Origin of the sequence: Micromonospora sp. NPDC050397 (assembly GCF_044901685.1) — a bacterium.
GTDB lineage: Bacteria > Actinomycetota > Actinomycetes > Mycobacteriales > Micromonosporaceae > Micromonospora_G.
Genome location: NZ_JBJDPS010000002.1, coordinates 330,997 through 344,500 on the forward strand (window position 1 = coordinate 330,997; position 13,504 = coordinate 344,500).

General features: G+C 71.9%; 14 protein-coding genes and 1 pseudogene. 7 read left to right on the forward strand and 8 right to left on the reverse strand.

Features of this window, described 5'->3' with window-relative positions; all coding sequences use genetic code 11:
- The first annotated feature begins 99 nt into the window (after positions 1 to 99).
- The 6 genes from rplS (at position 100) to ACI2K4_RS07610 (ending at position 3,874) form a co-directional block, all read left to right on the forward strand.
- On the forward strand, positions 100 to 456 hold the full coding sequence (rplS, locus tag ACI2K4_RS07585; protein ID WP_404509569.1) for a 50S ribosomal protein L19: 357 nt from the start codon (positions 100 to 102) through the stop codon (positions 454 to 456).
- A 262-nt stretch (positions 457 to 718) separates the two neighbouring features.
- Complete coding sequence (lepB, locus tag ACI2K4_RS07590) at positions 719 to 1,531, forward strand: signal peptidase I (protein WP_404510293.1); 813 nt, start codon at positions 719 to 721, stop codon at positions 1,529 to 1,531.
- On the forward strand, positions 1,528 to 2,184 hold the full coding sequence (gene lepB, locus ACI2K4_RS07595; RefSeq protein ID WP_404509571.1) for a signal peptidase I: 657 nt from the start codon (positions 1,528 to 1,530) through the stop codon (positions 2,182 to 2,184). Before lepB (ACI2K4_RS07590) ends, lepB (ACI2K4_RS07595) begins: the two co-directional genes overlap by 4 nt.
- A gap of 84 nt (positions 2,185 to 2,268) precedes the next feature.
- The gene (locus ACI2K4_RS07600) at positions 2,269 to 2,748 is read left to right on the forward strand and encodes an NUDIX hydrolase (protein ID WP_404509572.1); all 480 of its coding nucleotides are present in this window, start codon (positions 2,269 to 2,271) and stop codon (positions 2,746 to 2,748) included.
- Positions 2,742 to 3,554 carry a ribonuclease HII gene (locus ACI2K4_RS07605; RefSeq protein ID WP_404509574.1) on the forward strand — a complete coding sequence of 271 codons (813 nt, stop codon included), beginning with the start codon at positions 2,742 to 2,744 and terminating at the stop codon, positions 3,552 to 3,554. The genes ACI2K4_RS07600 and ACI2K4_RS07605 overlap by 7 nt, the downstream gene beginning before the upstream one ends.
- The gene (locus ACI2K4_RS07610) at positions 3,551 to 3,874 is read left to right on the forward strand and encodes a DUF2469 domain-containing protein (RefSeq protein ID WP_121158970.1); all 324 of its coding nucleotides are present in this window, start codon (positions 3,551 to 3,553) and stop codon (positions 3,872 to 3,874) included. The genes ACI2K4_RS07605 and ACI2K4_RS07610 overlap by 4 nt, the downstream gene beginning before the upstream one ends.
- 79 nt (positions 3,875 to 3,953) lie before the next feature.
- Here the strand turns inward: ACI2K4_RS07610 and ACI2K4_RS07615 are convergent, their stop codons facing one another.
- Entirely contained in the window at positions 3,954 to 5,075 is a 1,122-nt protein-coding gene (locus ACI2K4_RS07615; protein WP_404509575.1) for a sulfite oxidase, read from the reverse strand.
- Positions 5,076 to 5,361: 286 nt separating this feature from the next.
- On the opposite strand from ACI2K4_RS07615, the pseudogene ACI2K4_RS07620 reads away from it, so the two are divergent.
- A pseudogene (locus ACI2K4_RS07620) lies at positions 5,362 to 5,958 on the forward strand (M23 family metallopeptidase); the annotation flags it as partial.
- Positions 5,959 to 6,159: 201 nt separating this feature from the next.
- Here ACI2K4_RS07620 and ACI2K4_RS07625 read toward each other — a convergent pair.
- From ACI2K4_RS07625 to ACI2K4_RS07655, 7 genes are all read right to left on the reverse strand, one after another.
- Positions 6,160 to 7,344 carry an aminotransferase class V-fold PLP-dependent enzyme gene (locus ACI2K4_RS07625; protein WP_404509577.1) on the reverse strand — a complete coding sequence of 395 codons (1,185 nt, stop codon included), beginning with the start codon at positions 7,342 to 7,344 and terminating at the stop codon, positions 6,160 to 6,162.
- A 188-nt stretch (positions 7,345 to 7,532) separates the two neighbouring features.
- A complete protein-coding gene (locus tag ACI2K4_RS07630; RefSeq protein WP_404509578.1) occupies positions 7,533 to 8,018 on the reverse strand; it encodes an SRPBCC family protein in 486 nt (161 codons plus the stop codon).
- The gene (locus tag ACI2K4_RS07635; protein WP_404509579.1) at positions 8,015 to 8,377 is read right to left on the reverse strand and encodes an ArsR/SmtB family transcription factor; all 363 of its coding nucleotides are present in this window, start codon (positions 8,375 to 8,377) and stop codon (positions 8,015 to 8,017) included. Before ACI2K4_RS07635 ends, ACI2K4_RS07630 begins: the two co-directional genes overlap by 4 nt.
- A gap of 50 nt (positions 8,378 to 8,427) precedes the next feature.
- Positions 8,428 to 9,315 (reverse strand): tyrosine recombinase XerC, encoded by an 888-nt coding sequence (locus ACI2K4_RS07640; RefSeq protein WP_404510294.1) that lies wholly within the window; start codon positions 9,313 to 9,315, stop codon positions 8,428 to 8,430.
- A gap of 245 nt (positions 9,316 to 9,560) precedes the next feature.
- Complete coding sequence (locus tag ACI2K4_RS07645) at positions 9,561 to 10,319, reverse strand: hypothetical protein (protein WP_404509581.1); 759 nt, start codon at positions 10,317 to 10,319, stop codon at positions 9,561 to 9,563.
- Between the two features lie 277 nt (positions 10,320 to 10,596).
- A complete protein-coding gene (gene dprA, locus ACI2K4_RS07650; protein ID WP_404509582.1) occupies positions 10,597 to 11,814 on the reverse strand; it encodes a DNA-processing protein DprA in 1,218 nt (405 codons plus the stop codon).
- Positions 11,811 to 13,331, reverse strand: a complete 1,521-nt coding sequence (locus tag ACI2K4_RS07655; RefSeq protein WP_404509583.1) for a YifB family Mg chelatase-like AAA ATPase — start codon at positions 13,329 to 13,331, stop codon at positions 11,811 to 11,813. The genes dprA and ACI2K4_RS07655 overlap by 4 nt, the downstream gene beginning before the upstream one ends.
- Between the last annotated feature and the right edge of the window lie 173 nt (positions 13,332 to 13,504).

Here is a 13,504-nt window from a genome sequence, read left to right on the forward strand (position 1 = left end):
CGGTGCCCGACCGACAGGTCGACAGCGGCGGGTCGGAGATCAGAATCACCAATCCGCGTGCCGAGTCCCGGCGCGCCGTGACCTTACGAGGATGCAGCGATGAACACCCTGGACGTTCTCGACGCCCAGTCGCAGCGGACCGACATCCCCGCGTTCCGCGCCGGTGACACCGTCAAGGTGCACGCCCGAGTCATCGAGGGTAACCGTTCCCGGGTCCAGATCTTCCAGGGCGTGGTCATCCGTCGCCAGGGTGGGGGCCTGCAGGAGACCTTCTCCGTCCGCAAGGTCAGCTTCGGTGTCGGCGTGGAGCGGACCTACCCGCTCAACAGCCCGGCGATCGACCGCATCGAGGTCGTCACCCGTGGCGCCGTCCGGCGGGCGAAGCTCTACTACCTCCGTGAGCTGCGCGGCAAGAAGGCGAAGATCAAGGAGAAGCGCGAGAAGCAGGCGAGCTGACCCGTTTCGGCGTTGCCTGCCGACCATGAGGTGCCGTCCGGGCCGGTGGGGACTACGCTGGCCGCACGGGCAGAAGCGGAACGTCTCCTCGCGGTGCTCACCGCGAGGAGACGACGCGTCCGCGCCACCGTCCGAGGTGGGCTTCGGCCCGTCCGGGCGGTAGCGCCGTATCTCGGGACCGGGGAGCCGCGTGGTACGCAGGGTGGATGAAGAGGACGACGTCGAGCCCTGGCGTCGACGGGTCCGCCGGGCCCGCAGGCAGATGCCGTTGTGGCAGGAACTGCCGTTGCTCCTCGTGGTCGCGTTCTGTCTCGCGGTGCTGATCCGCAGCTTCCTGTTGCAGGCGTTCTTCATCCCGTCCGGGTCCATGGAGGACACCCTGCTGATCGGTGACCGGGTCCTGGTCAACAAGGTCGTCTACGACATGCGCGACCCGATCCGGGGCGAGGTCGTGGTGTTCCGGGGCACCGACCGGTGGGCGCCACAGCAGACCGACGAGCCCGAGCCGGGTCTTGTCGGCAAGCTGGGCCGGACCGTGGGCGACCTGGTCGGGGTCAGCCGACCCGGCGAGAAGGACTTCATCAAGCGGGTCATCGGGCTCCCCGGTGACCGGGTCAAGTGCTGTGACGAGCAGGGCCGGGTGACGGTCAACGACATCCCCCTGGACGAGACGTACGTGCTCGAGGACTCGCCGCTGGACATCCCGCCGAACCCGCAGGAGTGCCGGTCCCGGCGCTTCGACGAGGTGGTGGTCCCGGCGGGTCAACTCTTCGTGATGGGTGACCACCGGCTCGTCTCGCAGGACGCGCGTTGTCAGGGGCCGGTGCCGATCGACAACGTGGTCGGGCGGGCCTTCGTGGTCGTCTGGCCGTACAGCCGCTGGGCCGGCCTGTCGGTGCCCGAGACGTTCGAGGACCTACCCGAGGCGGTCGCCGCACCGGCCGGTCCGTACCCGCCGGTCACATCGGACGGCGGGGCCGGACTCGCGCTCGTGCTGCCGATCCTCGGGCCGCTCTTCGTTTCCGCGCGTTCCGGGCGTTGGCTCCCAGTTCCGCGTCGTAGGCTCCACCCGTGATTGACGAGCAGACCGACAAGCCGAAGCCACGTAATTCCTTCTGGCGGGAACTCCCCGTCCTGCTCGGCGTGGCCGTGCTGGTCGCGGTCCTGGTTCGCGCCTTCGTGTTGCAGACCTTCTACATCCCCTCCCCGTCGATGCAGCACACCCTCGACATCAACGACCGGGTGCTCGTCAACAAGCTGGTCTACGACTTCCGCGACCCGCGCCGGGGCGAGATCCTGGTCTTCCGGGCCCCGTTCGAGTGGAGCAACAACCCGGACGGTGAGGACTTCATCAAGCGGGTGATCGGCGTCGGCGGCGACCGCGTGGTCTGCTGCGACGCGCAGGACCGGCTGATGGTCAACGGGCACTCGCTCGACGAGCCGTACATCTTCTCCGAGAACGGGGTGCGCGACCGGGCCGCCGACGAGGAGTTCGACATCACCGTGCCGGCGGGCCGGCTCTGGGTGATGGGCGACCACCGGTCGGCCTCCGGCGACTCGCTGGAGCACTGGGAGCAGTCGAAGTCCAGCAACCCCGAGGGCGACATCAACCTGGCCACCATCCCGGTGGACTCCGCGGTGGGGCGGGCGTTCACCGTCTTCTGGCCGCTGGACCGGGCCAAGTGGCTGTCGGTGCCGGACTCGTACGACGGGGTCCCCAATTCGTAACAAAAGACCGTACGGTCACGGATCCGTCCCTTCCGGGGCTGGGCGGTCGTTTCCGGTCCCGCAGGGCGCGTCTAGGCTGACCCGGTGACCGTCTACACCCCTCGTCAGGCCGCCCGGGTGCTGCTGCTCGACGCCGCCGACCGGGTGCTGCTGTTCCACGGCTGGGATCCGGCCCGACCGGGGCACCGCTACTGGTTCACCCCGGGCGGTGGCCTCGATCCGGGCGAGTCGTCGGCCCACGGCGCCGCCCGTGAGCTGGCCGAGGAGACCGGGCTGCGGGTGACCCCGGAGCAGCTCGGCGAACCGGTCTGGCGGGAGAGCACCGAGTTCACCTTCGGTGGCGAGTGGTTCCGGCAGCAGCAGGAGTTCTTCCTGTGCCGGGTGCCGGCCGGGGAGTCCGCCTTCGAGGTGGACACCGCCGGGTTCGACCAGATCGAGCGGGACTCCATCGACGAGCACCGGTGGTGGTCGGTGGCCGACCTGGAGCGCACCGGGGAGCGGTTCTACCCGACCGACCTGCCGGCGCTGCTGCGCCGGGTGCTCGGCGGTGAGGGCGGATGCTGACCCCGCCGCGTACGGTGGTGCGCCGCGAGGGCGGGCTGTACGCGCTGGAGCGGGCGTTGCAACGACGCGGCTTCCGGTACGTCGCCGGAGCGGACGAGGCCGGTCGCGGTGCCTGTGCCGGCCCACTGGTCGCGGCGGCGGCGGTGCTGCCCGAGGGGCGCCGTGGCGAGATCGACGAGCTGGCCGACTCCAAGCTGCTCACCCCCGCCGCCCGGGAGCGGGTTTACCAGGCCGTGACCGAGCGGGCGCTGGCGTACGCGGTGGTGGTCATCCCGGCCGACGAGGTGGACGCGCGCGGGCTGCACGTGTGCAACCTGGCGGCGATGCGCCGCGCCCTGGCCTCGCTCTCGACCCGACCGGAGTACGTGCTGACCGACGGCTTCGGGGTGGACGGGTTGGGCGTGCCGGGGCTGGCGGTGTGGAAGGGTGACCAGGTCGCGGCGTGTGTCGCGGCGGCCAGCGTGTTGGCCAAGGTGACCCGGGACCAGATCATGGTGGAGCTGGACGGCCGGTACCCCGGTTACGGCTTCGCCGAGCACAAGGGCTACATCACGGCGGAGCACACCGCCGCGTTGGAGCGGAACGGACCGTGCGAGGAGCACCGCTTCTCGTACGTGAATGTCGCGTCGATCTCCGGTCGTGCCGGCAGCCCGCCACGGGCCCGGCGTCCGATCGGGGTCGGCCGGGCTGAGTCGAGGAAGCGGACGACCCCGCTAGGGAGTACCGTCGGCGTGGCGTTGGAGGAGCAGCCTCGGCCGCCAGCGTCGGTGGGGGAAGATGTGGCCATGGAAGGCGGAGTGCGATGAGCGCGGAAGATCTCGAGAAGTACGAGACCGAGATGGAGCTGCAGCTCTACCGGGAGTACCGCGATATCGTCCGCCAGTTTTCCTACGTGGTCGAGACCGAGCGTCGGTTCTATCTCGCCAACCAGGTCGACCTGCACGTACGGAACTCGGATGGCGAGGTCTACTTCGAGGTGGAGATGCACGACGCCTGGGTCTGGGATATGTACCGCCCCGCGCGCTTCGTGAAGAACGTCCGGGTCATGACGTTCAAGGATGTCAACGTGGAAGAGCTGGAAAAGCCAGAAATCTCCCTTCCGGCGGACTCCGGATTCGGCAACTGAACCGGCGGAGACCGGGACGGTGACCGTGGCGCCGGTGACCGGTGACCGGTGACCGGTGACCGGCGCCGTCGATCTCCGGTCACCCGGCCAGCACCACGACCTCGACCCGTTGGACCAGGTTGTTGGCGAAGCCACCCCGGTTCCACGGTTGCTCCACCGGCTGGGTACGTCCCGACGCGTCGGTCGCCCGCGCACTGAGTGTGTACCGGCCCGGTGCGGCCACCCAGTCGTACCGCCAGCGACGCCAGGCCCACTCGGTCCCGGCGCCCGGGCCGTCCGGTGCCGGGTCGAGCGTGGCCGGCTCCCAGCTCAGGCCGGCGTCGACGGTCACCTCGACAACGGTCACCGGGGCGTGCCCGGACCAGGCCCGACCGGTCAGCGGGACCGTTCCGGGGCGCACCGCCCGCGTCCGGGACATGAAGTCGGGGAAGCCGGGCGGCTGGACCAGGGCCCTCGGCTCGATCCGGGTCACCGGCACGCCGGGGTCGTCGGGGTGCTGACGTACCCGGTAGGCGACCGCGTTCTGGTAACCGTCGAAGGCGTGGTCCAGCACCTCGATCCGGTGCAGCCACTTGACGTGCGCCATGCCGTACCAGCCGGGCACGACCAGGCGGAGCGGGGAGCCGTGCTGCGGGAGCAGCGGGGCGCCGTTCATCTCGTACGCCAGCAGCACGTCCTCGCGCAGCGCCTCGGGCACCGGCAGTGACCGCTGGTAGTCCTGCTCGACCCCGCGTTCCACGCCGTGGTCGGCACCGGTGAACAGTACGTCGACCGCCTCCGGCGACAGCCCGGCGTCGCGCAGCAGCGGCGCCAGCGGGGTGCCGGTCCACTCGGCGGTGCCGACAGCCTCGACCAGCCAGGGCTGGCTCACCGGCCGGGGCTCCAGCAGCGCCCGGCCGTTGCCGGCGCACTCCATGGTGACCCGCTGGGTAGCGCACGGCCGCCGCCTCAGCTCGGCCAGGTCGAACACCACCGCGTGATCCACCCGGCCGTCGATGGTGAGCGTGTGCGTCCCGGGTTCGGTCTCCGGGATGTCGTAGTGGGTCAGCAGGTAGTGCAACCCGACCGGAGTGACGTCGTAGCGCAGAGCCTCCAGCGGCAGGCCGTGGTTTCGGGCGGCAAGCTGGACTTCCTCCGCCGAGAACCCCTCGCCCGGCTGGGCCAGCCGCGAGGGCCCGCTCACCTCGTTCACCGTCGTCATCAGTTGATCTCCCCGGTTGTCGCCCGCGTCCTCGTTGACGGCGGGTCCACCAGGGCAAAGCCTAGGTGAGCGATGATCATGATCGTCGCGCCATAGCAGATCAACGGGGTCGCGGTAGCGTTCTCCACAGCCTCCCCGGCTGTCCACAGCCCCGGCTCGCGCCGGTTGTGCCGCCCCGAACGGCGGTCGATGCTTGCCCGCTATGAGGGTGCACCGAAGATGGCCACGGGCCGCCACCGTGTTCGTGTCGGCACTGCTGGTCCCGACCGCGTTCGTGTCGGGCGCGCTGGTTCCGGCCGTGCTCGTGGCGGGCGTACTGGTTCCGGCCGTGCTCGTGGCGGGCGTACTGGTTCCGGCCGTGCTCGTGGCGGGCGTACCGGTGACGGTTGTCGCCGGGGCGTCGGCGGCCGGCTCCGATCTGCCGGTGCCGGTGGCGCTGGTACCGGTCGCGGTGCCGGTGGCGGCGCGATCGGCGGACGAGCCGGCGTTCCGCTGGCCGCTGGACGGCCCGCCCCGGCTGGCGCGGCGGTTCGACCCGCCGCCGCTGCCGTGGCAGCCCGGACACCGTGGTGTAGATCTTGTCGGATCGCCGGAAGCGACGATCCGGTCGGCCGGCGCGGGCAGGGTGCTCTTCGCGGGCCGGGTCGCCGGGACACCGACGGTGAGCGTGACCCACGCGGCCGGGCTGCGGACCACCTACCAGCCGGTCGAGCCGACCGTACGGGCCGGGGACCTGATCACCGCCGGCACGGCGATCGGTTTCCTCGTCCCCGGCCACCCGGGCTGTCCGGCACCGGCCTGCCTGCACTGGGGCCTACGCCGGGGTGAGGACTACCTCGACCCGCTGGCGCTGCTCGGGCTCGGCCGGGTGCGGCTGCTGCCGACCGTCGTCGGCGAACCGACGGTCAGCGGCGAGCCGGCCGGCAGCTTCGGGCCGACTGGCAGCACTGAGCCGACCGAAAGCACTGAGCCGACCGAAAGCACTGAGCCGACCGATAGCAGCAGGCCGACTGGCAGCACCGTGCCGGCTGGCAACAGCGGGACGACCGGGGCCGGCCCGGGTGCGGTCCCGGCCCGGCGGGCATCAGCGGGTCAGCAGCGCCGGGAACTGCTCGGCGAACCGGTCGTACTCCTCGGCCCGGTTGTAGATCTGCGCGCTGAGCCGCAGCCAGCCCCGGCCGTTCCACGAGGTCAGGAAGGCGTCGACGCCGAGCGTGTCGGCGACCCGGTGCCGCAGCGCGATCGAGTCGTCCAGGGTGGTGGCGACACCGTCGGGCAGTGGCAGGAGCCGCATCGACATCGTCGGCCCGCCGGGGTCGGGCAGGTCGGCCGGCGCCAGGCCGAGCGCCGCGCCGATCACCCGCTGCCCGTACGCGGCCAGTGCGGCGTTGTGCTCGCGCACCCGGTCGACGCCGAGACTGCGCATGGTGAACAGGCCCACCGGGGCGGCCAGCCAGCCGGAGTAGTCCAGCGTCGCCTGGTACTCGACGTTGAGCGGGAACCCGCTCTCCTGCTCCCACGAGACCACCAGCGGCTCGATCCGCGCCCGCCACGGCGGCGCCACCACGAGCACCGCCGTGCCGCGCGGCGCGTACGCCCACTTGTGCAGGTTGCCGATCCAGAAGTCGGCGCCGATCCGGTCCACCTCGACCGGCAGCATGCCGGGGGCGTGCGCGGCGTCGACCAGCACCGGCACCCCGAGGTCGCGAGCGGCCGCGACGATCGCGTCGACCGGGAAGAGGCGGGCGGTCGGCGAGGTGATCTGATCCACGATCAGCAGTTTCGGCCGGCCGGCGCGCAGGCCGGTCCGGATGATCTCGACGATCTCCTCGTCGGTCACGGCGAGCGGGACCGACAGGGTTCGCGCCACGGCGCCCGTACGCCGGCACTCCCGCTCGACCGACCAGGCGACCGCGCCGTACCCGTGGTCGGTGCTGACCACCTCGTCGCCCGGCTCCAGCCGCAGCGACTGCAACACCACCGCTGCCCCGGTGGTGGCGTTACCGACCAGCGCGGTTCCCTCCGGGTCGGCGCCGAGGAAGGCGGCCAGGTAACCCCGGGCGTGGGCGATCCGGTCGGTCAGCCCCCGGGTGAAGAACCGCTGCGGGTTGCTCTCGGTCTCGTCGCGCAGTCGCTGCTGCGCCCGCTGCACGCTGATCGGGACCGTGCCGAACGAGCCGTGGTTGAGGTGGGTGACGGCCGGGTCGAGCGAGAAGAAGAGCCGCGCACCGGCAATCGGCTCGGGCGGCGGTGACGCGACGACGCTCACGTGATCAGCGTAGCCGGGCCGGATGCCCGGTGACGTACGGGCGGTGGACGGTCAGGGAACGCCTCGCGGATCCTGCGGTGCGGCACGGGCCGGTGCCCGGACTCCTGCCTGCCGCGCGGGTCTGCGCGAGACGTTCCCGTCCTTCGTCAGAGCGACTTCGTCACAGCGACTCTGTCAGAGCGACTCTGTCAGAGCGACTTCGTCACCTCGACCAGTTGGTCGAAGACCGTGCTCCAGCCCTCGGCGAAGCCCATCTCCTCGTGCGACTTCCTCGCCGCCGCGTCGGCGTGGATCGCCGTCGCGGTGTACTTCGTGCCGCCGTTGCCGTGCGGTTCGAAGGTGATGACCGCGGTGAAGGGGAAGCCCTCCTCGTCGACCTGGGGGCGGAAGCCGGGGCCCAGTGCCGAGGTGAAGACCAGCCGGGAGCCCTCCTCGGCGACCAGGATGCAACCGGTGCTCGGGAACTCCTGGCCCTCGGGGGAGCGCATGGTGGTGTTGAACTTGCCGCCGGGCCACAGGTCGATCTCGCAGGACGGGGTCGACCAGGGCTTCGGGGCGAACCACTGCACGATCAGCTCGGGCGTGGTCCAGGCCCGCCAGACCAGTTCGGGCGCGACATCGGTGGTGCGTACCAGGACGAGGTCGAGGTCCGGGTTCGGCGTGAAGTCCGTCATTTCTGCTGCTCCTTCAGGTCGTTGAGAAACGCGTCGAGTTGGTCGAGGCGCCTGGTCCACAGCACCCGCTGCGCGGCGAGCCAGGTGTTGACGTCTTCGAGCGGTTGGGGCGCGAGCCGGTAGGTCCGCACCCGTCCGGTCTTCTCCGAGGTCACCAGGCCGGAGCGTTCGAGAACCCCCAGATGCTCGGTGAACGACGGCAATGCCATGTCAAACGGACGAGCCAGGTCGCTCGTTGTCGCCGGTCCCCGGCCGAGGCGTTCGACGACCTGGCGGCGGGTGGGGTCCGACAGCGCGTGGAACACGCGGTCGAGGCCGGTGTTCGTCGGGTCGTCCGCATCACCCCTTCGCTTAGGCATGTCCCTAAGTATGGGGGCGGAAATCGCTTAGGGCAACACCTAAGTGAAAATCAGGCGCGCGGGTGGGCCTGGCGGTACGCGGCGCGCAGCCGCTCGGCGGAGACGTGCGTGTAGATCTGGGTGCTCGACAGCGAGGCGTGGCCCAGCAACTCCTGCACCGCGCGCAGGTCGGCGCCACCCTCCAGCAGGTGGGTCGCGGCGGAGTGACGCAGTCCGTGCGGGGTGGTCCGGGGCAGGCCGGCGGCCCGGGCGTAGCCACCCACCACCCGCCGGGCGACGGTCGGCTGCAACCGCCCGCCCCGCTGCCCCAACAGCAGGGCGTCGCCACTGTCCGGCCCGGCCAGCGCCGGTCGGCCCAGCCGCAACCAGTCGTCGATTGCCCGCTGCGCGGGCACGCCGTACGGGACCGACCGCTCCCTGTCACCCTTGCCGAGCACCCGGACCACCCGGCGGGAGTGGTCGACATCGCCGGTGTCCAGCCCGCACAGTTCGCTCACCCGTACTCCGGTGCCGTACAGGAGTTCGAGCAGGGCTCGGTCGCGTAGCGGCAGTGCTGCCGTGTCCTCGCCGGGGGCCAACACCAGCGCGTTCGCCTGGTCGGCCCGGAGCACGCTGGGCAGTTCCCGGTGAGCCTTGGGGCTGGCGAGCGGGGCGCCGACATCGGCGGGAATCCGGCCGTCGCGGTGTGCCCAGGTGCTGAACGTACGCGCCGAGGCTGCCCGGCGGGCCAGCGTCGTACGGGCGGCGCCGAGCGTGCGTTGCTTCGCCAGCCAACTCCGCAACACGGCGAGGTCCAACTCGGCCGGTATGCCGCAGCCCATCCGTACGGCATGGTCGAGCAGCGATACGACGTCGCCGACGTACGCCCGGACGGTGTGGTTCGAGCGGTTGTCCACGTGGGAGAGCTGGCGGGCGAAGTCGTCCACCGCGTCCCGCATCGGCTGCGGCAGACGCTCGTGCAGGTTCCGGCTGCTGTTGCTCGCTCGACCCGTGTTCGCTCGGCTGACGTTCTCTCGGCTCATCAGTTGAGACGGTGGGTCGTACCCGGATCGCGGTCAAGTCGGCACGCCGGCAACCGCGACAGCCGGACAGGTCCTACGGCAACCGCGACAGCCGGACAGGCCCTACGGCGGCGGGCCCGGCACATCGTCGGACCCGCCGCTGGTGGTGCGTTTCTCCGCGCTCAGGCGGCCGGGCTCTGCCCCGGGTCCTTGCCGCCGTTCTGGACCCGGCTGATCAGGTCGTGCAGCGGCTTGGTGCCACTGCCGACCATCACACCGGTGACGATGGCGTCGACCCAGACCGGCAGCCCCTCCCACTCCGGGCCGGCGATCGCGTGCAGCACGTAGAAGCCACCGGCGCTGGAGGCGACCGTGGCGAGCGCGGTCGCGATTCCCCAGGAGACCACGGTCCGGTTGCTCCGGGCCCGCTCCACCTGTGCCTTCGCCTGCGCGACCGCGACCAGGTCCTCGTGCGTCGGGTTGGACCGGTTCACCAGGGCCACGATCGACTGTTCCAGGGCGGCCTCGGTGCGCCGTCCGGGGAACCACCGGGAGAAGGGTTCGAGCACCCGCTCGACCGCCGCGGCGAAGACCACCAGCGTGCCGAAGACGGCGGTGGTGTCCGGCGGTTGGATGATGGTCGCCGCCGCGCCGCTGGACCAGATCTGCCACGCGCCGTAGCCGCCGACGGCGATCGTGGCGAACGCCGCCGTCACGGCACCGAAACCGGCCTGCTGCGAGGTGGCCGAGGCGGCCTCGGGCGAGGTGCCGTTCTCGTCGCCGCCGGCCGGCTGGGCGGAGTACGTCGTACCGGTGCCCGAACCCCCGCCCTCGACCGAAGTGGACCCGGCGGTGGCGGCCTGTGCGGCGACCCGGCCTACCGCCGTCGCCACCACCTGTCCGGCGTTCTCCAGGACGGAAGCGCGTCGTACCAGAGCCATGAACAGATCCTCCGTTTTAGCGACTTTGCGCTGGACCGTGCGGAAGGCTACGCCCCATGTGTGACGAGATTCCGCCGGGGCGCGAAAATCCCGTCAACCTCCAGATATCCACTGGTAACGGCCGAATGCGAATATCGCTCGGTTCTGACGTGAACGGTCCACGATGGAGCCCGTGCCTCCGGTTGGGGTCCCCTCCACCATGGACTCTGGTGACGGCCTCCGTCGACCGGTCGCCCGGTGACGTTGGCTCCCGTCGCGCCCCGTACCCCACGCGCGGTCAGCGTACGGTCGTCGGGCGGGCCGACGGCACCGCGAGGGCGTACCCGTCGTCTCGCCGTACCACCAGCTCCAGGTCTTCGAGCAGGGCGAGCTTGCGCAGCGTGTTGCGAAGGTCCAGGCCGGCTCGGGCGGCGAGCGCGTCGACGTCGAGCACACCCCGGCGGGGAAGCGCCTCCAGCACCACCGCGCTCTCGTCGTCGAGCAGGTCACGTGGTTGCCGGGGCGCTCGGGCCAGCGGTGCCAGGTCCGCGCCGATCCGGCCGACCTCTTCGAGCACGTGTGGCAGACCGGTGACGAGCCGGGCAGCCGGGTGCTCGCGCAGCAGTTCGTGGGCGCCGACCGACATCGCCGAGGTCACCGGGCCGGGAACCACCATCGCCGGACGGTTGATCGCGAGCGCCCGGCGCAGGGTCTGGGTGGCGCCGCTGCGGGCAGCGGCCTCGACCAGCACGGTGCCGATGGTGGCCGCCGCGATCAGCCGGTTGCGGACCAGGAACCGGTGCCGCAGCGGTTCGGCCCCGGGCATCCACTCGCTGATCAGCAGCCCGGTCTCGACGATCCGGTCGAAGAGCGAGCTGTTTCCGGCCGGGTACGGCCGGTCGACCCCGCAGGCGAGTACGGCCACGGTCAGCCCACCGGCGTTCAGCGCGCCCCGGTGCGCGGCGGCATCGATCCCGTGCGCCCCGCCCGAGACCACCGTCCAGTCCCGTTCGGCCAACCCGTAGCCGAGTCCGCTGGCGACGTGGTCGCCGTACGGGGTCGCCGCCCGCGCGCCGACCACCGCCACCGCCCGGTTCAGCGCCTCGGCGAGCGGATGATTGCCGCGCACCCAGATGGCGAGCGGCGGTGCCGTCTCCTGGTCGACAACACGTCCGGCGCCCTCCCGCGTCATCAGCTCCAGATCGCGTACCTGCGCCGGCCACTCGTCGTCCTCGGGCACGACGAGGCGGGCGCCGAGTCGCTCGGTGTGGGCGAGCGCCGCCGCCGCGACCTCGCGCGGGTCACCCGCCGCGCGGCGGGCGGCCACCGCCGTACGCACCCGACGGTCCGGTACGTCACCGGCCAGCAGCCGCTCCAGCGCGCCGATCGGCCCGTACGCGTCCACGAGTCGGTGGACCGACCAGGTGCCGGGCTCGGCGAGCCAGGTCAGCGCGATCCGGGCCAGCCTGACCGGGGCGAGCGCGTCGGACTGCCCGAGATCGTTCGTCGAGGTCACGTCGACTCCCTGGTGCGCAGGGTCAACGCCTCGGCGACATCCTCGGCGCCCGGCCGGTCCCGACCGTCGAGGTCGGCGATGGTCCAGGCCATCCGGACCACCCGATCGAAGCCACGGGCCGAGAGTGCGCCACTGTCCAGGCGTCGCCGCAGTTGCTGTGTGCTTGTTCTCGGCAGCCGCCACCGGGCCTGGCGCAGGTACGGCCCCGGCACGTCGGCGTTCACCTTCCAGCCCAGCTTCGCCCAGCGGGCGGTGGCCGCCGCCCTGGCCGTGGCGACCCGGGCACCGACCTCGGCCGAGGACTCGTTCGCCTCTCCACTGTCCATCAGGTCGGCGGCGCGCAGCGGGGTGAGGGTCACCTGCACGTCGATCCGGTCCAGCAGGGGACCGGAGATCCGGGACAGGTAGCGCCGACGGGCCTGGGCGGTGCACTCGCAGTGGGTGTCACCGGCGGGTTTGGCGCACGGGCAGGGGTTCGAGGCGAGTACGAGTTGCACCCTGGCCGGATATTCGGTGCTGCCCCTGGACCGGTTCAACGTCACCCGGCCGTGCTCCATCGGTTGTCGCAGCGAGTCGAGGGCGCGGGCGGCGAACTCGGCGGCCTCGTCCAGGAACAGGATGCCCCGGTGGGCCAGCGAGACCGCACCGGGACGGGCCAGCCCCGAGCCGCCACCGACCAGCGACGGGACGGTGGCGGTGTGGTGCGGTGCCTGGAACGGCGGGCGGCGTACCAGATCCCCACCGGGCGGCAGGATGCCGGCGATGGAGTGCAGCGCGGTCACCTCGAGCGCGGTCTCGTCGTCCAGTTCGGGCAGGATCGACGGGAGCCGTTCGGCCAACATGGTCTTCCCTGCGCCGGGCGGACCGAGCAGCGCCAGGTGGTGGCCACCGGCGGCGGCCACCTCCACCGCCCGGCGACCGAGTCCCTGACCGGCGACCTCGGCGAGGTCCGGTCCGGTGGCCGGCGGGGATGTCCGGCGTGCCGGCGGGTCGGGCAGCGGCACACCGTCGCGGATGAACGCGACCAGCCGGTGCAGGGTCTCCGCCGCCCGGACCCGTATCCCGGGTACGACCGCCGCCTCGGCCGCGTTGTCGACCGGCACGACCACCCGGGTGATGCCGGCGCGGGCCGCCGCCGCGACCATCGGCAGTACGCCCCGGATCGGCCGGACCGTGCCGTCGAGTCCCAGCTCGCCGAGGACCACCACCTGGTCGAGCGGGGCCAGTGGGAGTTCGCCGCTGCCACCGAGCAGGGCCGCCGCGATCGCGAGATCGAAGCCGGAGCCGTGCTTGGGCAGCGTGGCCGGGAGCAGGTTGACGGTGATCCGGCGGTTGGGCCAGTGCTGGCCGGAGTTGACGATGGCGGCGCGCACCCGGTCGCGGGCCTCGTTCAGCGCGGTGTCGGGCAGTCCGGACAGGACGACGGCGGGCAGGCCCGGAGCCAGGTCGGCCTCGACCTCCACCAGGTGCCCGGTCACCCCGACCAGCCCGACGCAGAGCACCTTCGCGTAGCTCACGTCAGCACCCACCCGGTCCGACCCGTCCCCGTAGCTCCGACCGGCGGCGCTCCGATCGGTGCTGCTCCGGCCGGGGCCGCTCCCGACGGCGTCGCTTCGACCGGTGCCGCTTCCGACGGCGTCGCTTCGGCCGCTGCCGCTTCCGACGGCGTCGCTTCGGCCGCTGCCGCTTC

What these genes read in the sequence shown, in the direction of transcription:
- rplS (WP_404509569.1), top strand. Translation starts at nt 100, where the DNA reads ATGAACACCCTGGACGTTCTCGACGCCCAGTCGCAGCGGACCGACATC.
- lepB (WP_404510293.1), top strand. Translation starts at nt 719, where the DNA reads ATGCCGTTGTGGCAGGAACTGCCGTTGCTCCTCGTGGTCGCGTTCTGT.
- ACI2K4_RS07605 (WP_404509574.1), top strand. Translation starts at nt 2,742, where the DNA reads ATGCTGACCCCGCCGCGTACGGTGGTGCGCCGCGAGGGCGGGCTGTAC.
- ACI2K4_RS07610 (WP_121158970.1), top strand. Translation starts at nt 3,551, where the DNA reads ATGAGCGCGGAAGATCTCGAGAAGTACGAGACCGAGATGGAGCTGCAG.
- ACI2K4_RS07615 (WP_404509575.1), bottom strand. Translation starts at nt 5,075, where the DNA reads ATGACGACGGTGAACGAGGTGAGCGGGCCCTCGCGGCTGGCCCAGCCG.
- ACI2K4_RS07630 (WP_404509578.1), bottom strand. Translation starts at nt 8,018, where the DNA reads ATGACGGACTTCACGCCGAACCCGGACCTCGACCTCGTCCTGGTACGC.
- ACI2K4_RS07635 (WP_404509579.1), bottom strand. Translation starts at nt 8,377, where the DNA reads ATGCCTAAGCGAAGGGGTGATGCGGACGACCCGACGAACACCGGCCTC.
- ACI2K4_RS07640 (WP_404510294.1), bottom strand. Translation starts at nt 9,315, where the DNA reads ATGCGGGACGCGGTGGACGACTTCGCCCGCCAGCTCTCCCACGTGGAC.
- ACI2K4_RS07645 (WP_404509581.1), bottom strand. Translation starts at nt 10,319, where the DNA reads ATGGCTCTGGTACGACGCGCTTCCGTCCTGGAGAACGCCGGACAGGTG.